At 60.6% G+C, this 21248-nt stretch carries 17 protein-coding genes and 1 pseudogene; 11 read left to right on the plus strand and 7 right to left on the minus strand.

The annotated features are described in order from the left end of the window. Positions 1 to 121: 121 nt before the first annotated feature. Positions 122 to 1009 (plus strand): crotonase/enoyl-CoA hydratase family protein, encoded by an 888-nt coding sequence (locus tag P3G66_RS09830; protein WP_064111586.1) that lies wholly within the window; start codon positions 122 to 124, stop codon positions 1007 to 1009. 42 nt (positions 1010 to 1051) lie between these two features. Here P3G66_RS09830 and P3G66_RS09835 read toward each other — a convergent pair whose 3' ends face one another. Next, positions 1052 to 2056: an AraC family transcriptional regulator gene (locus P3G66_RS09835; RefSeq protein WP_276116478.1), complete on the minus strand. Its 1005-nt coding sequence runs from the start codon at positions 2054 to 2056 to the stop codon at positions 1052 to 1054. Positions 2057 to 2171: 115 nt separating this feature from the next. On the opposite strand from P3G66_RS09835, the gene P3G66_RS09840 reads away from it, so the two are divergent. The 7 genes and pseudogenes from P3G66_RS09840 to P3G66_RS09870 all read left to right on the plus strand — a co-directional run bounded on the left by P3G66_RS09840 (position 2172) and on the right by P3G66_RS09870 (position 10090). After that, positions 2172 to 3626 (plus strand): aldehyde dehydrogenase, encoded by a 1455-nt coding sequence (locus P3G66_RS09840; protein ID WP_073512052.1) that lies wholly within the window; start codon positions 2172 to 2174, stop codon positions 3624 to 3626. 13 nt (positions 3627 to 3639) lie between these two features. Beyond that, positions 3640 to 4431 carry a maleylpyruvate isomerase N-terminal domain-containing protein gene (locus P3G66_RS09845; protein WP_042451910.1) on the plus strand — a complete coding sequence of 264 codons (792 nt, stop codon included), beginning with the start codon at positions 3640 to 3642 and terminating at the stop codon, positions 4429 to 4431. 40 nt (positions 4432 to 4471) lie between these two features. Further along, entirely contained in the window at positions 4472 to 5308 is an 837-nt protein-coding gene (locus P3G66_RS09850; RefSeq protein WP_019749697.1) for an SDR family oxidoreductase, read from the plus strand. A 199-nt stretch (positions 5309 to 5507) separates the two neighbouring features. Further along, entirely contained in the window at positions 5508 to 6476 is a 969-nt protein-coding gene (locus P3G66_RS09855) for an NADPH:quinone oxidoreductase family protein (protein WP_276116479.1), read from the plus strand. Between the two features lie 59 nt (positions 6477 to 6535). Next, a complete protein-coding gene (locus P3G66_RS09860; RefSeq protein WP_162113932.1) occupies positions 6536 to 8083 on the plus strand; it encodes an acyl-CoA synthetase in 1548 nt (515 codons plus the stop codon). Continuing rightward, positions 8080 to 9175 (plus strand): annotated as a pseudogene (locus P3G66_RS09865) (CaiB/BaiF CoA-transferase family protein). Before P3G66_RS09860 ends, P3G66_RS09865 begins: the two are co-directional and overlap by 4 nt. Positions 9176 to 9313: 138 nt before the next feature. After that, positions 9314 to 10090, plus strand: coding sequence for an enoyl-CoA hydratase (locus tag P3G66_RS09870; RefSeq protein WP_042451896.1), 777 nt, complete (start codon positions 9314 to 9316; stop codon positions 10088 to 10090). Between the two features lie 78 nt (positions 10091 to 10168). Here P3G66_RS09870 and P3G66_RS09875 read toward each other — a convergent pair whose 3' ends face one another. The 5 genes from P3G66_RS09875 to P3G66_RS09895 form a co-directional block, all read right to left on the minus strand. Then, a complete protein-coding gene (locus P3G66_RS09875) occupies positions 10169 to 11320 on the minus strand; it encodes an acyl-CoA dehydrogenase family protein (RefSeq protein WP_042451894.1) in 1152 nt (383 codons plus the stop codon). 16 nt (positions 11321 to 11336) lie between these two features. Further along, positions 11337 to 12320, minus strand: coding sequence for a nitronate monooxygenase family protein (locus P3G66_RS09880; RefSeq protein ID WP_276116480.1), 984 nt, complete (start codon positions 12318 to 12320; stop codon positions 11337 to 11339). A gap of 32 nt (positions 12321 to 12352) precedes the next feature. Beyond that, on the minus strand, positions 12353 to 13753 hold the full coding sequence (locus P3G66_RS09885; protein ID WP_269616055.1) for a 4-hydroxyphenylacetate 3-hydroxylase N-terminal domain-containing protein: 1401 nt from the start codon (positions 13751 to 13753) through the stop codon (positions 12353 to 12355). A 127-nt stretch (positions 13754 to 13880) separates the two neighbouring features. Then, positions 13881 to 15320, minus strand: a complete 1440-nt coding sequence (locus P3G66_RS09890) for an aldehyde dehydrogenase (protein WP_064111555.1) — start codon at positions 15318 to 15320, stop codon at positions 13881 to 13883. A gap of 113 nt (positions 15321 to 15433) precedes the next feature. Then, positions 15434 to 16369 (minus strand): helix-turn-helix domain-containing protein, encoded by a 936-nt coding sequence (locus P3G66_RS09895; RefSeq protein ID WP_276116482.1) that lies wholly within the window; start codon positions 16367 to 16369, stop codon positions 15434 to 15436. 99 nt (positions 16370 to 16468) lie between these two features. On the opposite strand from P3G66_RS09895, the gene P3G66_RS09900 reads away from it, so the two are divergent. From P3G66_RS09900 to P3G66_RS09910, 3 genes are all read left to right on the plus strand, one after another. Continuing rightward, the gene (locus P3G66_RS09900; RefSeq protein ID WP_276116483.1) at positions 16469 to 18181 is read left to right on the plus strand and encodes a thiamine pyrophosphate-binding protein; all 1713 of its coding nucleotides are present in this window, start codon (positions 16469 to 16471) and stop codon (positions 18179 to 18181) included. Next, complete coding sequence (locus tag P3G66_RS09905) at positions 18181 to 18960, plus strand: SDR family oxidoreductase (RefSeq protein WP_064443083.1); 780 nt, start codon at positions 18181 to 18183, stop codon at positions 18958 to 18960. The genes P3G66_RS09900 and P3G66_RS09905 overlap by 1 nt, the downstream gene beginning before the upstream one ends. Before the next feature lie 91 nt (positions 18961 to 19051). Next, complete coding sequence (locus P3G66_RS09910) at positions 19052 to 20590, plus strand: long-chain-fatty-acid--CoA ligase (RefSeq protein ID WP_276116484.1); 1539 nt, start codon at positions 19052 to 19054, stop codon at positions 20588 to 20590. A 3-nt stretch (positions 20591 to 20593) separates the two neighbouring features. Here P3G66_RS09910 and P3G66_RS09915 read toward each other — a convergent pair whose 3' ends face one another. Beyond that, on the minus strand, positions 20594 to 21235 hold the full coding sequence (locus P3G66_RS09915) for a TetR/AcrR family transcriptional regulator (protein ID WP_042451878.1): 642 nt from the start codon (positions 21233 to 21235) through the stop codon (positions 20594 to 20596). Between the last annotated feature and the right edge of the window lie 13 nt (positions 21236 to 21248).

The raw sequence follows: 21248 nt of genomic DNA on the forward strand, positions 1-21248 counted from the left end.
GCCCAGCTTAGAGCCGAACAGTCGCGGGACACACCTGATGGAAAGGAACCGTCTTGAACTGCCGATATGGGCAGAATACCGATTATCGTTCGCTGATCGCCACCCGGAGAAAGAGGTACCTGTGGAACACATATCGATGAGTATCGAAGACGGTATCGCCGTGATCACCCTCGATCGACCGGACAAGCTGAACGCATTCACCACGACGATGGAAAACGAGCTCATCGAAGCGTTCGACTCCACCGACGCGAACGACGCTGTGCGCGCGGTGATCCTGACGGGAGCGGGCCGCGCGTTTTGCGCGGGGGCAGATCTGTCCTCGGGGGCAGAGACATTCTCCGAATGGAGCGCCGAGTCGAACGGAACTGACGCGGACGGTGACGATCTACGTCGGGACGGTGACGATCTACGTCGGGACGGCGGCGGACGCGTCGTCCTGCGAATGTTCGATTCATTGAAGCCGATCATTGCGGCCATCAACGGACCGGCGGTCGGCGTGGGTATCACCATGACTCTTGCGGCCGACTTTCGCTTGGCCGCCGACGACGCCAGGATGGGTTTCGTCTTCAATCGGCGAGGACTCGTGCCCGAGTCGTGTTCGTCGTGGTTGCTGCCGAAACTGGTTCCGCTCCAGCGAGCCCTCGACTGGATCTACTCCGGACGGATCTTCACTGCTGCGGAAGCATTTTCGGCCGGGTTGGTCTACCGACTGCATTCGCGCGAAGATCTTCCAGGGGAGGCGACGGCGCTCGCGCATAGCCTGACCCGTGACAGCGCGCCGGTATCGGTTGCCCTGTCGCGTCAGATGATCTGGCGCATGCTGGGAGTCGAACATCCCATGGTCGCGCATCGCGTCGAGAGCATCGGAATTAATGCTCGCGGTGCTCAGGCTGACGTTCGTGAAGGTGTTGCGGCGTTTCTGGAAAAGCGAGAGGCGGTGTTTCCCGACCGTTGCAGTGACGCAATGCCAGATCTGTTCTCATCCCATCTCCCACGCCCCCGGTGGTGAGCCGCTACGACCTTCGAACCGTCGGCGTTGTAGCTCATGCGGTCAACCAGTGCGGCGGGTAAGTGCCCTCCGCTTCTCCAGGGGCGTTGTGGAGAACCAACGCCTACAGCTTCGAGTGAGGGTGCTCGGTTCGGAATAGCCGAGTTGGCGTGACACTTCGGAGAGGGACACGTCTCTGTTCGAGAGAAGACCGAGAGCAAGTTCGCGTCGTGAATCGTCGACGAGCGATTCGAACGCCTTGCCTTCCAACGCCAATCGTCTCTGCAATGTTCGCGGGTGCAGCATCATCAATGTCGCGACTTGCTTCAGTGTGGCTGCACCCGCAGGCAGGGAACGCACGATCAAAGCCGACACCGCGTCGTGGAACGCGACATCCGGATCTCGACCCGCCATGAAACGCACGGCGAAGTCGTAGGCCAACGGATCCACCCGGGGCAGGTGGCGCTGCATGACTCCGCGCGGAAAGGTCAACAGATTCCGATCCGAGCTGAACTCGACGGAACAACCGAAATGCTCTACGTACCTGCGTATTTCGGAGATCCGTGGATGTTGAAACGAGATGTGCGTCGGATGGAAATCCGGGCCGGCCATCATCCGGAACGTCTGAAGCGTTACGCCCATCGCCAGTTCCACGACGTGGGACCGATACGGAAGTCGATGCAGCACGGTATCGAGTCCGTAGGACACCTCGGTGTCGCCGACTGTCAGATCGACCGCCAACGCCGGACTGTACACGTGCGCGTATCGGGCGACGTCATGCAACGCATCTCCGATTGTCTCGGCACTGCGGGCCGCGATGGCAACCGGACCGAGAATGTCCGGGTCCTGTCTGCCTGCGAGCCTGAGTGCGAAGTCGGGCGACTCCAATTCATCCGCGCAGAGTCTGAGCAGCGTGGACAAGGCACTGAACGGCAAGAAGTGGTCGTACGCGCCGATGATGGCCGGATCGATGCCCACACGGTCGAGGAATTCGTACGGATCTCCACCGAGTTCGGAGATCAACTCGGGCAGTCGCGTCAGCGACGAGGCACTGATCAGATCTGCCATGTGTCGAAATGTAAATAAATTGGCGCATGATGTCAATTTTCTTGTCGCCTGAGCAGTGATGATCAACACAGGTTGGCTGGTTCAACGTCGAGCGCCATCCCTGGAGGAGCCAGAAATGACAACACTCACCGACCGCACTGCACTGTTCATCGATGGACTGTGGAGAGCACCGGATACTTCCGAAATCATCCGAGCCGTATCACCTTTCACAGAGCAGCAGATAGGCTCGTTCCCCGCCTCCGTATCGACGGATGTCGACGCAGCTGTATCAGCGGCTCGAAAAGCGTTGCGACGGAATGACTGGGCCGATCTTTCCGCCGCAGAACGTGCGCGTGTCATCCGCAGGTTCGCCGACGAACTCGAGAAACGATCCGAAGACCGCGCGTCGGCGGTCACTCACCAGAACGGCATGCCTATCGAGCTCGCCCGTTTCGCCGAGGGGGCCGCACCCGTCCAGCTTTTGCGCTATTACGCAGGCCTCGCCGAGTCGATGCCTACCGAAGAGCGACGGGCCAGCCAACCGATGCCGGGTACGACAATCGTGCGACGCGAGCCGATCGGTGTCGTTGCTGCCATCGCGCCCTGGAACTTCCCGGCTGTGCTTTCGATGTTCAAGATCGCCCCGGCTCTTGCTGCGGGATGCACCGTCGTGCTGAAACCCTCTCCCGAAACCACCTTGGACTCTTATATATTGGCCGAGGCCGCCATTGCGGCAGAACTTCCCGCGGGTGTCATCAACATCGTGACTGGCGGACCGGAGATCGGTCAGTATCTCGTGGCGCATCCCGGGATCGACAAGGTAGCCTTCACCGGATCCACTGCGGCCGGTCGACACATCGGCACGGTGTGTGGCGGTATGCTTCGCCCCGTTACCTTGGAGTTGGGTGGCAAGTCGGCGGCCCTGGTCCTCGACGACGCGGATGTCGAGGAGACGGTAACCGGTCTGGCAACTGCATCCCTGCTCAACAGTGGGCAGACGTGCTATATGTCGACTCGAATCTTGGTTCCCCGCAGCCATAGTCGGACGTACGTCGACGCCATTACCGCGATGGCCGAGGGTCTACAGGTCGGCGACCCGATGGAACCGTCGACGTTCGTCGGCCCGATGGTGAGCGCAAGGCAACAGGAACGTGTGCTGTCCTTGATCGACCAGGGACGCTCGGAGGGCGGAACTGTCACCACGGGTGGCGGACGCCCCGCCGACCTCGACACCGGATTCTTCGTGCAGCCCACGGTGTTCGCCGATGTCGACAACGACAGCACCATCGCACGGCAGGAAGTATTCGGGCCGGTGCTGTCAGTCATTTCATACGACGACGTCGATGAGGCTGTCGCGCTTGCCAACAACTCCGAGTACGGCCTCGGTGGGACTGTATGGACCTCCGACGAGGAACGCGGTATCGCAATTGCTCGACGTGTCGAGACCGGCTCGTTCGGTGTCAACACCTTCAACCTCGACTGGGGTTCACCGTTCGGTGGAGTCAAAGCCAGCGGCCTGGGTCGTGAACTCGGTCCCGAAGGGCTCGCGGCGTACCAGCAGCTCAAATCCATTTTCCTCGCATCCTCGTAAGAATCGAGCCACCATGTCCGACGCAGGACTCGCCGGCGCTCGTGCGCTGGCAGAAAACACAGTGAAAATCGCCGAGCAGTTCGGCACGACCGAGTGGGAAGCAGACAGTGCGTGCCACGGTTGGCGCGTCCACGATCTCATCGGTCACATGGCGTTCTTCTTCAACTTCATCGCCGATCCGGATCTGGTGTTCCCGCCGAACCCCAGTGGAAAGTCCGAGCGGCTCAACGATGCTGCCGTCCGCGAGCGTGCCGATCTACCGCACGAGCAGATCCTGGACTACTACCGGGAACAATCCGAAGCGGGACTCGCGACGTTGGCCGCGCTGCAGACAGAGGAGCTTCGCAACAACACACTCGAGATGCTCGACCTCGGGACTTATCGCCTTCATCAGCTCAGTGACGCAGTGTCGTTCGACCATCTCGTCCATTTGACGTCGGATCTTCTGTCGCCGTTCGGACCGTTTCCTCACGGTGAGATCGACGTGGCGGCCGCTGTCGATCCGGCGATCGACTGGATGGTTGCGGGGCTCCCGCAGATGTGCGGCGAAGCTGTCGCCGCCGCCTTGACATCGCCTGTGGCACTGCGCCTCAACGGCGCCACCGAGCGCACTTTCGTCATCTCTCATGGCGATGGGGGAGTGACCGTCACCGAAGCTGACGACGTGCCGGAGAACGTCGCGACCACCCAGGCCACCGAATTCCTGCGGTGGGGGACCACACGATCTGCATGGCGGTCTGCCGTCGAGGTTTCCGGCGACCGCAAGACCGTCGCCGCAGTCCTCGATGCCATCGACATCGTCTGACCCACAACGAACCCGAGATCCAGAACAAGAGGAAACAGCTATGTCTCAGTACTTGCAGGACAAGGTCATTCTCATCACCGGTGCAGGCGGTGGGTTCGGTCAACTCATCGCCGAGAAGGTGGCAGCGCAGGGCGCCAAAGTCGTCGGCGTGGACATCAACGAGGCGGGCCTGAAGACTGTATTCGACGGTATCGCGGCCGCGGGATTCACCGGTACCTACAAGATTGCCGACGTCACCGACATGGATCAGGTCATCGCTGCGGCGCAGCACGGCATTTCGGAGTACGGAGCGCTCGACGTACTCGTCAACAACGCAGGCGTCATGCCTCTCGCGTATTTCGCCGATCACGAACGTGCGTGGCAGAAGTGGCACAAGGCAATCGACATCAACATCAAGGGCGTCGTGAACGGAATCTCCGCCGTATACGACCAGATGATCGAGCAGGGACGCGGTCAAGTCGTCAACATCTCGTCGATCTTCGGAAACGCAGGCATCGACGGTTCCGGCGTCTACAGCGCGACCAAGGCTGCAGTCACCACGATCTCGGATTCACTGCGAATCGAAGCCAAGGGCAAGATCAAGGTGACGACGGTCAAGCCCACAGGCGTGACAGGAACAAACTTGGCGAGCTGGATCGTCAATGAGAACGCGATCCTGGGTCTCACCGGTCAACGTGCGGGGACCTACATGGAGAACGTCGGGCATCTAACCGACGGCACCCTCAGCCCCGGGCAGAAGGACGTCGACTCCATCGAATACTGGCTGATCAAGCCCGACGATCTGGCCGACGCTGTTGTTCACATCATTGATCAACCATGGGGTATCAGCATCAGTGACATAACCGTGCGCGCCAGCGGCGAGGATTACCTGTACTGACGACCTGATCGAAAACCGCTCCCTGCCAGTGTGGCTTCGCGAACATCGTCGAGGACGACGGCCCGGGGGCGTCCCGCGGGCAGACGCCATTGCCATGGTCTGCCTGTCGCCGTAGAGTCCTACTTAACGATCGTTAAACTGTTGCTACGGCGGATTCCGTTTGTCAACGAAGTCGCCGGGACCAGTCCGAGGAGTTTGAATGAAAGCAGTCCACTTGGTGGAGGCGACGGGGCCCGGAGGTCTGTCGTTGGTCGATGTCGACGAACCTGTCGATCCAGCACTGGTGGTAATTGATCTGCACACCGCCGGAGTGAGTTTCCCCGATCTTCTCCAGACCACGGGCAGCTACCAAACGGTGCGCGAATTACCCTGCGCGCTAGGGGTTGAGGGCGCCGGTACCGTTCGGAGCGCGCCACCCGGGTCCGGCTTCACACCCGGGCGGCGCGTGGCCGTGCTTACGGCCGGGGAAGGTGCGTGGCAGCAGACCGTTGCGGTCGCGCCGTCCAATGTCTTTGCTCTGCCTGATGCGGTCTCGCTCTCGGCCGGCTCGGGATTTCTCCTGAATTATCTGACTGCGCATTTCGCGCTCGACGAACGCGCGCGATACCGTGCCGGCGAGACCGTCCTGATTCACGGCGCGGCCGGTGGATTGGGTACGGCCGCGTTGCATGTCGCGTCAGCGCTCGGTCTGGAGACCGTCGCTGTCGTGAGTACAGGCGAGAAGGAGAAAATCGCCGCGGAGTCCGGGGCAACGCACGTCGTGTCGGTCGACGGGTGGAAGGAACGCGTCCAAGGGATTACGAATGGGCGCGGTGTCGACATCATTCTCGATCCGGTCGGTGGTGACCGCTTCACCGACAGTCTGCGCAGCCTTGCGCCGAACGGGCGCCTGGTCGTTTTGGGATTCACCGGCGGTGATATTCCCACGGTCAAAGTCAATCGACTTCTCCTGAAGAATATTTCGGTTACCGGTGCAGGATGGGGTGAATATCTGAAAACTGATCCCAAGTATCTGGCGCGTCAATGGCAGGAGCTCTACCCCCTGCTCGAGTCGGGAGCTCTGAGGGTGCCCGAGCCCACCCTCAACCCCTTGGCGCGTGCCGCCGATGCATTGAAGTCGTTGCGTGAGCGTACGGCGGTAGGAAAAGTCGCGCTGTCTCTCGAATGATCTCTACACGAACAACTTTGTGAACAAACGACCTTAGCGAACGAACCTTGGAGTAAACCATGTATCCCGGAGCGTATGTTGCGACAAACCCGGATAAGGCCGCGGTAATCGTTGCCGAGACCGGTGAAGCGGTGACGTTCGCGCAATTGGAATCGAATTCGATTCGGATTGCGCGAGTGCTCCACGGACTCGGGTTGCGGCGAGGCGACAACCTGGCCGTGCTCGCCACCAATAACGTTCAGGTCTTCGACATCTACTGGGCGGCTATGCGATCCGGTGTCTACCTGACGATGGTCAACTGGCACCTGACCGCTCCGGAAGGTGCATACATCGTTGAGGACTGCGAGGCAAAGGTAGTCATCGTCGATGCTGCTCTGGGCGAGCTGGCAGAGACGCTGTCCGAACTCGTTCCCCGGCAGGTGACCAGGCTTTCCTTCGGCGGTCAACTAGACGGATACGACTCCCTCGACAAGGCGGCTGACATGGAGTCGGACATACCGCTCCCGGATCAACCGCGCGGCGCCGACATGTTGTACTCGTCGGGAACAACCGGCCGTCCCAAGGGCATCAAACCGGCTCTACCGAATCGCCGGATACAGGATCCCGGCGATCAGATGACGACAATGAACCAAAGTGTTTGGGGTGTAACCGAAGACGACATCTATCTGTCCCCGGCGCCGCTCTATCATGCCGCTCCGCTCCGGACGTGCGCGTCGGTCCAGGCGCTGGGTGGCACCGTAGTGATGATGAATCGGTTCGATCCGGAAAAGGCCCTGGAATACATCGAGCGTTATCGCGTCACGTACAGCCAGTGGGTGCCGACAATGTTCGTGCGCATGCTCAAACTGCCACAGGAAACCCGAGACCGTTACGACATATCGTCTCTGCGACTTGCCGTCCACGCAGCCGCACCGTGCCCTGTCGATGTGAAGCGAAAGATGATCGATTGGTGGGGAACGATTCTGGACGAATATTACTCCTCGACGGAACTCAACGGCATGACCATTGTTCACTCGGACGAGTGGCTGCGAAAGCCGGGCACAGTGGGGCGAGCCGCACTGGGAGTGCTCCACGTATGTGGGGAGAACGGCGAAGATCTACCCTCCGGCGAGGTGGGTACGCTGTACTTCGAACGTGACGAATTGCCCTTCAATTATCACAATGCGCCCGAAAAGACCAAGGAAGCACAGCATCCCGCCCACCCGACCTGGACGACTACGGGTGATGTCGGCTTCATGGATGAGGAGGGTTATCTGTTTCTGACCGACCGTAAGTCCTTCATGATCATCTCGGGTGGTGTGAACATATACCCGCAGGAGATCGAGAACGTGCTGATCGAGCATTCCTCGGTATTGGACGCGGCGGTGATCGGGTTGCCCGACGACGAGATGGGGGAGATAGTGATGGCTGTCGTCGAGCCAGTCCCCGAAGCCGAAGCCGGCGATGCGCTTCGCGACGAACTGCTTTCTCATTTGCGCGGACAGATCGCCAAGTACAAGTTGCCGAGGCGACTCGTGTTCAGTGCGGATCTACCTCGAACTCCGACCGGAAAACTGGTCAAAGGGAAACTGCGCGAACACTATTCAGGGGAGGTATCCGTCGGATGAGCGGCCCGATGCACGGTGTTCGAGTGCTGGAACTCGCCGGGTTGGGGCCGGGGCCACACGCTGCGATGATGCTTGCAGATCTCGGAGCGGACGTAGTTCGAGTCGAGCGTCCGTCTGGTGGACTCGAGATCTCGCCACGGGAGCAGGACCAACTTTTGCGGGGGAGACGGTCGGTGGAAGCCGACCTCAAGACCGAGTCAGGCCGAGACCTGGTGAGAGCCCTCGTCTCGAAAGCCGATGTGCTCCTGGAAGGTTTTCGGCCCGGTGTGACCGAGCGGCTGGGTTTCGGTCCCGACGTGTGCACCGAAACTCAACAACCGGCTGATCTACGCACGTATGACCGGATGGGGCCAAGACGGCCCACTCGCGCAGCGGGCGGGGCATGACATTACTTACCTGGCGCTGACCGGAGTCCTGCACGCCATCGGTCCGGCCGAGAAACCCACGGTTCCGCTGAACCTCGTCGGGGACTTCGGCGGTGGCTCCATGTTCTTGATCCTCGGAATCGTCTCTGCCTTGTACGAGCGAGAGAGTTCGGGCAAAGGACAAGTGGTCGATGCCGCAATTGTCGACGGAACTTCGGTGTTGGCGCAGATGATGTGGTCGTTGCGAGGGAGCGGACAGTGGAGTGACTCACGTGCAACCAACCTCCTGGACGGTTCCACGCCGTTCTACGACACCTACGAATGTTCGGACGGCAAGTTCGTAGCAGTCGGTGCCCTCGAACCGCAGTTCTACGCGGCGCTCCTCCAAGGCCTGGATATCGCGCCGGAATCGTTGCCTGAACAGATGGATCGAAGGGGTTGGCCCACAATCCGAGAACGGTTCACGGAGGCGTTTTCGTCGCGCACGCGAGACGCCTGGGCAGCGTTGTTCGAATCGACGGACGCTTGTGTTGCTCCTGTCCTGAGTCCCGCCGAAGCCGCGCTGCACCCGCATCTTGCCCAGCGGGGAACTCTTGTCGAGGCCGACGGAATAGTGCAGGCGGCACCCGCGCCGCGGTTCTCCCGTTCCAGGACTGCGCAGCCGTCAGGTGCTCGGCCACCCGGGGCCGACACCACCGTCGTGACGAAGGATTGGCTGGGCGGCTGAGGGAAGAAGTACAGGTGAGGAATGTCGCGACAGCCTCTCTCGATCGTTCTTACGTTGCCCCCCTACTCATCGTCGATGGATCGCGAAGATCAACTTTTGTAGCACAACTCGATCGAGTCTGACTGACAAGGAATTTCAATGACCGAAACGCGACCGGATGTCTACGCGAGCCAAGACGGCGGGGTGCTCCGCATAGTTGTCAACAGGCCAGCGCGAATGAACGCGTTGACTACCGAAACCCTGGAGAGACTTGCCACGATCTTCGTCGAGCACGCACAATCCTCGGACGTGCGGGTGGCGGTTCTCGAAGGAGAGGGCAAGGCCTTTTGCACGGGCGCGGACCTCGCGGACGTGACGTTGTCCGGTCCGCCGTCGGCGGACACGATCGATGCCGCCAATGCCTTGGTGCAGACCATTCGAGAGTTTCCGTTTCCGGTGGTCGCTGCGGTACGAGGCCCTGCCGCAGGTGTGGGTGTTTCGCTGGCTTTGGCGTGCGACCTCGTGCTCGCGGCGGAGTCGAGTTACTTTCTGCTCGCGTTCACCAAGGTGGGATTGATGCCGGACGGTGGAGCTACCGCACTGGTGGCAGCGTCGATCGGTCGCGCGCGCGCGATGCGCATGGCGCTGCTGGCCGAAAGATTATCCGCTCGAGATGCTTTCGACTGCGGCCTGGTCTCACACGTGTGCGAGGACGACGCCTTCGCGGTGGAATTGGCAGACCTGACCCACCGATTGGTCGCCGGGTCGTCCCCTGCTTTTCGGTTTACCAAGAAGGCGATCAACGACGCTACGCTCACCGAACTCGGTGATGCGTTCACACGCGAGCGCGTAGGCCAGATCGACCTGTTGGGTAGTGGTGATTTTGCCGAAGGTGTTGCGGCGTTTCAGGAAAAGCGCGCAGCAGTCTTCGGATAGACGAAGCGAGAACGGCGCTTACAACGACCGTGGTCCCGAACACAGGATGTTCGGGACCACGGTCGTTCTCGGTGCTGATCAACTCTTTGCGATGTCGCGACCGATTATCTCCTTCATGATTTCGGTGGTTCCGCCGTAGATGGTCTGGATTCGGCTGTCTACGTAGGCCCGGGCGATCGGGTACTCCATCATGTAGCCGTATCCACCGTGTAGTTGTACGCAACGATCCACGACGCGCTTCTGAAGTTCGCTGGCCCACCACTTCGCCTGTGCCGCTTCGACTGCTGACAGTTGGTCGTCGTTGATGGCCAGGACGGCGTTGTCGACGTATGCCTGTGTCACGTCGATCTCGGTCAGCATCTCGGCGAGGGCGAATCGAGTGTTCTGGAAGTCGCCGATCGGCTTGCCGAAGGCGGTGCGGTCGAACGCGTAGTCTTTGGTCCATTCGTAGGCCGCACGCGCGGAACTGATTGCGCCCGCGGCGATCGACAGACGCTCACGGGGAAGACGCTCCATGAGATGAATGAGGCCTCCGCCCTCCTCGCCCAGGAGGTTGCTTGCCGGGACTCTTACGTTGTCGAACGACAACTCGGCTGTGTCTTGACCCGCCAACCCCACCTTGTGGAGTTTGCGACCGCGGGTGAATCCGTCCATCCCACGTTCGACCACGAGGAGGCTGAATCCCCGCGACCCCGCTTTGCGATCGGTGCGGGCCGCAACGATGACGATGTCGGCGTGAATTCCGCTGGTGATGAACGTCTTCTGTCCGTTCAAGATCCAGTCGTCGCCATCTCGAACAGCGGAGGTCTTGATGCCTTGCAGATCACTGCCGGTACCCGGTTCGGTCATCGCGATGGCGCAGATGAGTTCACCGGCAGCCATACCAGGTAGCCAACGTGCTTTCTGCTCGTCTGTGCCGAGGTCGGCGATGTACGGAATGACGATGTCGTCCTGAAGGCCTAGTCCGGCGCCGAACGAGGTGGTGCCGGTACGGGCGATCTCTTCGGCGACCACGTACCGGTACCGGTAGTCGAGTTCACCCGAGCCTCCGTATTGTTCGGGGACGGCCAGGCCGACAATACCCATCTTGCCGGCCGCGAGCCACGCTGATCGGTCGACGAGCCTGGCTTCTTCCCAGCTGTCGTAGTGAGGCGTGATCTCGCGGGCAATGAACTCGCGCACAGTCTCTCGGTAGGCCTCGTGGTCGGCTGTGAACAGTGTTCGACGCATGGGTTGCTCTCCTGTCCTAGACGGAAACGCGTTCGGTCAACGAACGCAAGCGTGCCCCGATGATGGCCTCTGCTTCGGACACCATGCGCTGGACCAACTCGTCGACGGTGGGGATGTCGTGGATCAGCCCCTGTGATGTGCCGACCGTCCAGATACCGGCGTCGGGATTGCCGGTTTCGTATACGCTTCGCCCACGCGCTCCTGCTACCAGGTCGCGCACATCCTCGAATTGTCCGCCGCGGGAGAGTATGTCGACAACCTCTCGGCTGACGATGTTGCTTGCCACGCGTGCAGTATTGCGGAGTGGTCGGAAGATCAGTTCGGTCTGTGTTTCGTCTGCAGCGACGATGGCTTCTTTGATGTTCTGGTGGATCGGAGACTCGGTGGTGCACATGAATCGCGTACCCATGTTGATGCCGTCTGCTCCGAGCGCCAGCGCGGCGACCAGACCACGTGCATCGGCGAAGCCGCCGGAAGCGATCATGGGTATCGAAATCTTTTCTGCGGCAGCTGGAATCAAGACCAAGCCTGCGACATCGTCTTCCCCTGGATGGCCGGCGCACTCGAATCCGTCGATACTGATTCCATCGACACCGAGATCCTGTGCTTTGACCGCATGCCGGACTGTTGTGCACTTGTGGAGCACTTTGATTCCGGCGTCATGGAAGATCGGCAGGTGAGGACCGGGATTGGAACCTGCGGTCTCGACGATCTTCACGCCTGAGTCGACGATCACCTGGCGGTACTCGTCGTACGGCGGTGACGTGATCGACGGCAGAATTGTGAGGTTGACGCCGAACGGTTGGTCGGTCAGGTCGCGGCATCGGGCGATTTCGTTCGCCAGGTCGGCCGGCGTCGGCTGCGTGAGTGCAGTGATGAATCCCAATGCGCCGGCATTGGCAACGGCTGCGACGAGTTCTGCTCTGCCGACCCACTGCATTCCACCTTGGACGATGGGGTGGCGAACGCCGAACGTTTCCGTGAATGCTGTCGAGATCATGAAAATCCTTGTTGTTCTCTCGGGACGAATGGTCAGAGGTGGGATATTCCGGCGAGGTCACTGACGTATTCGCGTGCCCTCGTCGGATCGAAGGAGCGTGAGATCTGCAGTTTCTCGGCCTCGAGTGATCCTTCTGCGTGCGTGGCCAGGACTGACTGATATCCGCCGTAGTCGCGGGCGGTCAGATCCGCAATGAAGTTGAGTAGACGGAGACGCTTTTCGGCAGGAACTGCTGCAGCGTAGTATTTTTCGAGAACTACACGAATTTCGGGATTCTCCCAGTCTTCACCGCCGGGGCCGGTGGCGAGGAGGCCACCTGAGAGATCGGTGAGGATGGCGACCGCGTTGTGGAATCCATGTGCGAAGTGGTATTTGGCCATGTTGACGGCAAGCGGATCTGGTTGCCTGACACCGTGTGCTCCTGGCTTTGATCGAACGGCGGCGAGTTGAGCCAGTCCGCGCACGGTCTCGCTCCAGGTGATCAGTTCGGTGATCTTGCCCTTCACATGGCCTGCCTTGTTGATGCCGTTGGCCTCGGCGATCAGTGAAGCTGCTCCGACCATGATGTCGAGTAGGGGCAACTTGTAGTTGATGGCGGTGAAACGGTGGTAATCGACAAACGCCAACGCGAGTGGTCCGGCAAGTTCGGGTTGACGGTTGAGGAAGACTCGATTTTTCGGTACTCGGACATCGTTGAAGACGGTGAGCGATTCGAGGAGTTTGTGTTTCGTGGAGATCGGAAATTCGAAGGAGTTGCGTTCTCCGGCTGCGTAGGGAGAGACGTACAGCTCGAGACCTGGTGTGTCGATCGGGATGGCGAAGGACACTGCGTAGTCGGCGTCTTCGGGGCCCATTGCGCGGGTGGGCAGCACGATCAACTCGTCGGCGTTCGCCGAGAACGAAGTGTGGCACTTCGCGCCGCGCACGGTGATGGAGTCGGCGTCCTCGTCGACGATGTGCAGGTAGAGGTCTGGGTCTGCCTGTTGGCGCGGTCCAAGTGACCGGTCACCCTTGACGTCGGTTTGCGCGACGGCGAGTGCGAGATCGCCGTCGCAGACCCGCTTGTAGAAAGCGCGCGCATTCTCGAGACCTTCACCGCTGGTTGCACGAAGAAGGGCGAACAGCGCATCGCTGCCCACCTCTTTGAGGACGATGGTTCCGCCGCCGCGCCGCGATACTTCCTCGATCAGGGCGCCGCGACGAATCAGATCGTCCGCAGATGTCGGCGCCACGTAGAACGCGCTGACTGGGTCGCCGTCGACATCGGTGACCGCGAGGTCGGGTCGATCGTCGGCGATGTCGTAGCACAGTGCTGAATGATCTACTGCGAGAGTCAGTTCGGGTTCGGCGTAGACATCGGAAATCTTCTTGCCTCGGTAGAAGACTCGGCGATCGTCGCTGAGCCCTTTTCGGTACTGGTCACTGGATCGCACGGCCACTGGATACTTCCTTGATCTTCTGTCGCGGTTATTGCATTCAACTTAGCTTAACGATCGTTAAGTAAGTGTGCAATCATCATGTGCTCGACGATTTCCGGCCATTGATGGCGCAGGTGACGAATCAGGCCGTGGTGAAGATCGATTTGGTCTGGAAGTATGCGGCCAGGCCTTCCGGTCCAAGCTCGCGACCGATGCCGCTGGCCTTGGTGCCTCCGAACGGTGCCCCGAAATCGAGTGTGTAGCCGTTGATCCCGAACGAACCGGTATCGACTGAGCGGGCTATTTCCATCCCGCGGTCGAAGTCGGCAGTCCACACGGTTCCACCGAGGCCGTACTCGGAATCGTTGGCGATTGCGATGGCCTGTGCCTCGTCGGTGTATGGAATGACAGAGAGTACGGGGCCGAAGATCTCTTCGGTTGCAATCGTGTGGTTTGCGGAGACGTTACCGAAAACGGTTGGCTCCAGGAACCATCCGCGTTCGAGTGTGCGCGGTCGTGATCCGCCGGTCGTGATCCGTGCGCCTTCCGCAGTGCCTGCGGCGATGAAGGACTCGACACGTTCGCGCTGCCCGGCGCTCACGAGAGGGCCGATAAAGGTGGTGGGATCCAACGGGTCGCCCACCGGCAGCGACTCGACCATTGCGGTGACGGCATCGAGCACTTCCTCGTAGCGTCCGACGGGAGCGAGAATTCTTGTCGAGGCGTAGCAGGTTTGCCCGGTGTTGATCAACGATGCCGTCGCCAAACCTGCCATCGTCGCGTCGAGGTCCGCATCGTCGAGAATGACTGCGGCGGACTTGCCGCCGAGTTCGAGCGATACCGGACGCAGAAGTTGTCCGCAGGTTGCTCCGATGTGTCGGCCTGCCGGTGTAGAGCCAGTGAACGCGACCTTGTGTACACCCGGATGAGCGACGAGGTATTTGCCGATTTCGGGTCCGCCGGTGATGATGTTGAGAACACCGGCAGGAAGACCGGCCTCCATTGCGGCCTCCGCCAGGACGAACGCGTCGAGCAAGGTCTCGGGTGACGGCTTCAGTACGACAGTGCATCCCGATGCGAGCGCGGGGGCGATTTTCATCATTGCGAGAAGAGATGGGAAGTTCCACGGTGCAATCGCGGCAACAACACCGATCGGTTCTTTCCGAACGATGGTGGTTCCCGTTCCGGCCAGCGCGTGACGGGGTTCTTCGAGCTCGGTCGTGCGGGCAAGCGCGGCGTAATAGCTCAAAAGCCCTGAAGGTCCCTGTCCTTCAGCGACAGTGGAGATCGATACGGGCATTCCGTTCTGCTGGCTGACCAATCGGGCTGTGAGGTCGGCGCGACGCCCCAAGGCTGCGGCAAATTGATCCAAGGCGTCGGCTCGGTCGGCAGGCTCGAGTCGCGACCACGTCCGGAAGGCCCGGCCCGCCGCCGCGACGGCAGAATCGACGTCGTTTGGTGCGCTGCCCGGCACGCTGCCGATCTTCTCTTCTGTGCTGGCCGAGTGTACCGAGATGGCGTCCGAAGTCGTCGGTGATTGCCAGGTTCCGTCTATGTAAAGGGCGGAGTGAGTGAGAATCATGCAGGCTCCTTGCGGTGGGTGGGTGTGCGGGGATCGGGGCGCTCACGTGGACGTAGGCAAACCGCCACACTCATTGACTTAGCGATCGTTATATAAGTCATTTGACTCACAAGCTATGTTGCTCCGCCTGTGGATGTCAATGGTCGAGGTGTCCGGCCGTGCATGAGAGTGGTGACCTGATCGGCGGCTTCACGCACAAGTTTGCCCAGTGCGGCGATCCGCTCCCCGGTCAGTGAGGACGGGGCATCGACCAAGCAGAGGATCAGCGCCGGTGTCGAGTCCTGGGCGAAGGCGACGGCATTGGCGGACAGCAATTGATAATTGGCGTCGAGGTCGAGTGTTCCGACCGCGACATCCGCGGACAGAAGACGTCGCGCTTCTCTCAGTGCGAGTGCTGCCCTCTGGCCGCCGACTCCCGGGCCGCGCATCTCGGCGACGGCGTCGGAAATTGAACGTTCTTGTTGGCGAAGGCATTCCACGGCGAACCCGCGCTCTCGAATGGCCGTGAGGATTGGCTCGTACTCCGACCGTAGAAGTGCGGCCTCCGTGTCCAATGCCTCCTTGCCGAGGAGAAACCATTCGTGGAGGTCGTTCTCGTCGAACCATGCGGCAAGGCCTGCACCCAGTGGAGGTGCCATCAGCACATTGTCGCCGATGCGCAAGCCGAGAGTTCCGCTGCGCTTGGAGATCGGTTGAATTGCCTCGGCGACAACGAGGTCGGCGCCGGATCGGATGAATCCGAGACAGGCCAGTTCGGATGTGTCGGCCAGTTCTTGCATGACGGTGCGTGAAAGATCGACGACATCGATTGCGCGGGAAGCGGCTTGGCCGATGGGGACTAGCGCCGGGCCGAGTTGGTAGGTCTTGCGGATCGGGTGACGGACGAGCCAGCCGGCCTCGGCGAGAGCGACGACCATGGGGTAGCAGGTCGCCTTTGCGACGCCGAGGTGTCGTGCGATATCGGCGAGGCTCCGCCCCGCCGTGGGGTCGGATGCCAGCAGTTCGGTCAGCATGACGATTCGATCGGTTTGAGGGGAATTTCGTGCCATGTGTTCGCATAATGCCACTCTGGCGTCGCACTGTGACCCACGATACAGTGGAATGACTTAGCGATCGTTAATCAAGCGGCAAACTCCGGAAGGAAATACATGATTGTCAACGGTGGCGAATTACTTGCCAGAGCACTAGCTGAAGCGGGCACAACCGAGGTCTTCACCCTGCACGGAGGGCACTTGGATGCTTTCCTCGTAGCCTGTCGACGTCACGGCATCCGGCTCACCGACACCCGACACGAAGCCACTGCGGGACACGCTGCGGATGCGTACGCGCGAGTGACGGGCAATTACGGCGTTTGTGTAGTCACCTCCGGCCCGGGCTTCACGAATGTCTACACCGCGCTGACCAATGCACTCCTCGATCGCACGCCGACTATCTTCGTCGTCGGTGCTCCGCCGATGCGTGAGACCGAGACGAATCCGCTTCAGGGTGGTTTCGATCAGATTGCCGCAGCTGTTCCGGTGACCAAGTGGGCATACCGCATCACCGATCCGGCACGCGTCCCCGAGATAGTTGCTCTGGCAATTCGTAAGGCGACGACCGGAATTCCGGGGCCGGTGCTGCTCGAAGTGCCGATCGACGTGATGTTCGGTGAAGCCGACGAAGACATCGTGAGATTTCCGGTGAACTACACCGTGAGTGCGAGGTCGGGTCCGACTGCTGCAGCGGTCGAGGCCGCTCTCGATCTGCTCGGTGAAGCGACGAACCCCGCCATTGTGATCGGAGGTGGCGTCACTTTCTCCCATGCGAGCGCGGCGCTGGTGGCGTTCGCGGAAACGGTGGACGTGCCGGTGTTCTACCCCGGGAAGTCCGATGGAGCGGTACCCGCAAGCCATCGACTGGCCGGCGGCGGACTGTTGGCGATCGGCTCGTTACCTGCCCTTGGGTATCCGACCCCCGACGTGGTATTCGTTGTCGGTGCCCGAGCCGGGATGTTCACCGGCGGACGCACCAGCTTGTTCCCCGGTGCGCGGTTGGTCCAGATCGACGTCGACGCGTCCGAAATCGGGCGTATGCAGGACGTGGACGTTCCGATACTTGCCGACTGTCGAGAAGCGCTCGTCGCTTTGAAAACTGCTGCTGATCAACGTCAATGGCCCGATTGGAGTGCCTGGGTCGATGCCGCCACCAGTGCGAAACATGCGCACCGGCATGGTTTCGATGACGATGCGACGGAAAGCGGTAAGGCGCATCCGTACTTTGCAGCGCGCGCGATCGTCGAAGCCTGCCCGCCCGGTACTACTTTCGTGATGGACGGTGCCGAGGCGCCGTCGTGGGGCGAGTTCTTCACTACCACCGAAGAGGTTGGTGGTGTCTTGAGGCTCGGCTACCTCGGATGCCTGGGTGTGGGGCCCGGTTTCGCAATCGGCGCACATCGGGCACGACCGGAATCACCCGTTGTGCTCATTACCGGTGACGGCGCGGCAGGATTCCACATCCAGGAATTCGACACAATGGCCCGTCATGGAATACCTGTTGTGACAGTGATATTCAACAATGCAGTGTGGGGAATGTCGATCCACGGCCAGGAAGCGGTGTACGGGGACGAAGGAATTATCGTATCCGAACTCGCAGACAGCGCATACGAGAAGGTCGCCGAGGCCTTTGGTGGATACGGTGAGCGTGTTAAGGATGTCGCCTCCATCGCCGACGCTATGAAACGCGCATTCGACGCGGGAGTTCCCGCATGTATCAACGTCGAGGTGGACCCGCACGTAGTCCACCCCATCACGACGATGATGCTCGGTGACGTCACAAGTACTGACGAAATCGTTGTCCCGTACTACGAGAACATTCCTCGCTGATGCCGGGGCGAATGGAAGGTGCAGTAGCCGTCGTGATCGGCGGAGCATCCGGTATCGGTTGGGCAACAGCGCAATTGCTGGCTGCCGAAGGTGTGAGCGTCGTGATAGGCGACATCGACATCGAAGGCGGGCGGAAACGCGCCGTAGAACTCGGTGGGCGAGCTGAAGCAGTCCGGGTCGACGTCGTCGACGAAGAATCGGTCAAGGTGATATTCGAGGGGGCCCAGGCGCAGCATGGTCGGCTGGATATCGCGGTCAATTGTGCCGGGGTGAATCTGCCGGGCTACATAACGGATTTGGAGGCGCAAAGTTGGCGGCGAACCGTTGACATCTGTCTCACCGGAGGTTTCTTCGTGATCAAGCATGCGGCGCGTGCCATGACTGCCGGTGGATCGATCGTCTCCATTACCTCATTGAACGCACGCCAGGCGGCTGCAGGTTTTGCAGGATACTGCTCCGCCAAAGCTGGCCTCGCCATGCTCACCGAGGTTGCGGCACTCGAACTCGGAGACCGGGGGATACGCGTCAACGCGGTTTCGCCAGGTCTTGTCGAAACGCCACTTGTCGAGGGTCTCACCGGTGTGCCGGCTATTCAGGCGGACTTCACCGAGAACACTCCGCTCGGACGTAATGGGTTGCCACGCGACGTTGCCGAAGCGGTGTTCTTCCTCGCTTCTGATGCTTCTTCGTGGATCACGGGCGAGGTTCTCGATGTCAACGGCGGTGCCCACTTACGTCGGTACCCGGACGTGATGAAACACATCGAGGCGATGCAATAGCTCGTCGAGAGTTCGTCGGTTCTGATAGCGCCCGGTGTCGTCCACGCGCCCGGGCCGGAAGTTACGTCCAATCCAGAAAGGGCTTTTCACGATGTGCTCGCAATATCGCCTTGCCGATGAGTCTCGACGCCACGCTGCTGCACGACCAGACGCCCTCGCGTTGACAGGTCGAGACGGGTCGATGACGTTTGCCGAGCTCGACCTCCGCACCAGTCGGCTGGCCAACGTTCTTCTCGACCTGGGTTGTAGATCTGGAACCAGGGTGGCCGTGGTGGACAGAGGCTCGACTCAAGTCGTCGAGATCGTACTTGCGGCAGCGAAGATCGGGGCAGTGGCAATCCCGATCAATTGGAGGTTGTCCGGCGCCGAGGTTGCCGAGGTGCTCGCCGACGCGGACGCTCGTGTGTTGTTCTTCCACAGTGAATTCGAGGGTGTGGTCTCGGCGGTGCAGGCATCGGAAGGGGCGAAGCTGCGTGTCGTGAAGATCGACGGTTCCGAGGAGTTCGACTACGAAGCGCGATCGGCAGGCGCAAGTTCGGTCGATCCGGGATGGCGCGGAAGCCTGGACGACGTTGTACTGCAACTGTATACATCCGGAACGACGGCAAAACCCAAAGGTGTTCTCACATCCAACAGGAACCTGGAGGCATGCACGCGAAGCGGCGGGCCATGGGGATTCGACGAATCCTCGGTCAGCTTGTGTGCGATGCCCCTGTTCCACATCGGTGGATTGGGTTGGGCGCTCGTGGGACTTGCGAATGGCGCCCATAACGTCGTTCTCCCAGAATTCACACCTGCCGGTCTGTTGGAAGTACTGGAAGGGATGAGTATCACCAATACCTTTCTCGTGCCTTCCGTCATCGGGATGCTGGTCGACGTACCAGGCGCGCGAGAGCGCAATTTCGCAACTCTCCGATCCATCGCTTACGGTTCCTCCCCGATCACACCATGGGTCTTGAAGCGAGCTCTCGAGACGTTCCGCAAGCCCCTGTTCCAGGTCTACGGGCTGACCGAAACGCATGGAGCAGTAACACAACTCGATTCTTGTGACCATGCGGTGGACGGCGAGAAGGTCGGACTGCTGCGCTCGGTCGGAAAACCCTACCCCTGGGTGGACTTGAAGGTGATGTCACCGGAAGGCGAGGAAGTTGCGGTCGGCGAGGCCGGCGAGATCTATGTCAGGTCTCCGCAAACGACCGAAGGTTACTACCGACGGCCGGAAGAGACTGCCGCTGCGATAGATACCGACGGGTGGTTCCATACCGGCGACGTGGGACGGGTCGACAGCGAGGGCTACGTCTACATCACCGATCGGATGAAGGACATGATCATCACGGGTGGAGAGAACGTCTATCCCATCGAAGTCGAATCGGTCATCGCCGACTATCCGGGAGTATCCCAAGTTGCCGTCATTGGAGTGGAGGATCCACTGTGGGGCGAGGCGGTCAAAGCCGTCGTAGTTGCTGCTGCAGGGCATCAACTCGATACCGACTCGATTTCAGGTTTCGTTCGAAGCCGACTTGCCGGCTACAAGTGCCCCAAGTCCATCGAGATAGTCACGGAACTTCCGTTGGGTGCTACGGGCAAGATCCTCAAGCGCGAACTTCGGGCGCGATATTCGACAGTATGAGAATCAACGTGCACGCTTGCGGCCGGGCTTGCATCCAACCGTATTCAGTGCGATGACGGCGTACTTCTGAGCTACCTCTTCCGGGGTGAGTTCTCCCTCGGCGTGATACCAGCGCGGAATCGACTGGCACATCGCGAGAAGTGCGCGGGTGGTCTCGGGCACGTCTGCTACTGAGAAGAGACCTCGTTCCGAACCCTCGGTGACTATGCCGAGCACCAATTCTTCGACGCCCTTGCGTACGACACGATATCGCTGTCGGTGTTCGGGGCTGAGGTAGCGCACTTCCCCCTCGAGGGCTGCCAACCGAGAGCGGGTCGTCATACGAAGCACGATCGCTTCGACGACGTTGGTGAGCTGTTGTCGAGGGTCGTCTCCGCCGTCGGCGTACGCGCTGTGGGCACGAGCGAGGACGTCACTGGTCGAAATCTCCAGCAGAGCAAGGAGGATCCCTTCTTTGCTCTGGTGGTGGTAGTAGAGGGCGGGGATCGTCACGCCGACGCGGCGTGCGATCTCGCGTATCGAAGTACCGTGGAACCCGTTGTCGTAGAATCCTTCGAGGGCGGCTTCCAGGATAGGAGTCAGCTCGAGCGGCTCGATCCGTCGCCAACTGGCTGTGGCGTCCTTCGCCGAATCTTTCGTGGCCATACGTGGTCCCCTA

The organism is Rhodococcus sp. C3V (genome assembly GCF_029269915.1).
GTDB lineage: Bacteria > Actinomycetota > Actinomycetes > Mycobacteriales > Mycobacteriaceae > Rhodococcus_F > Rhodococcus_F qingshengii.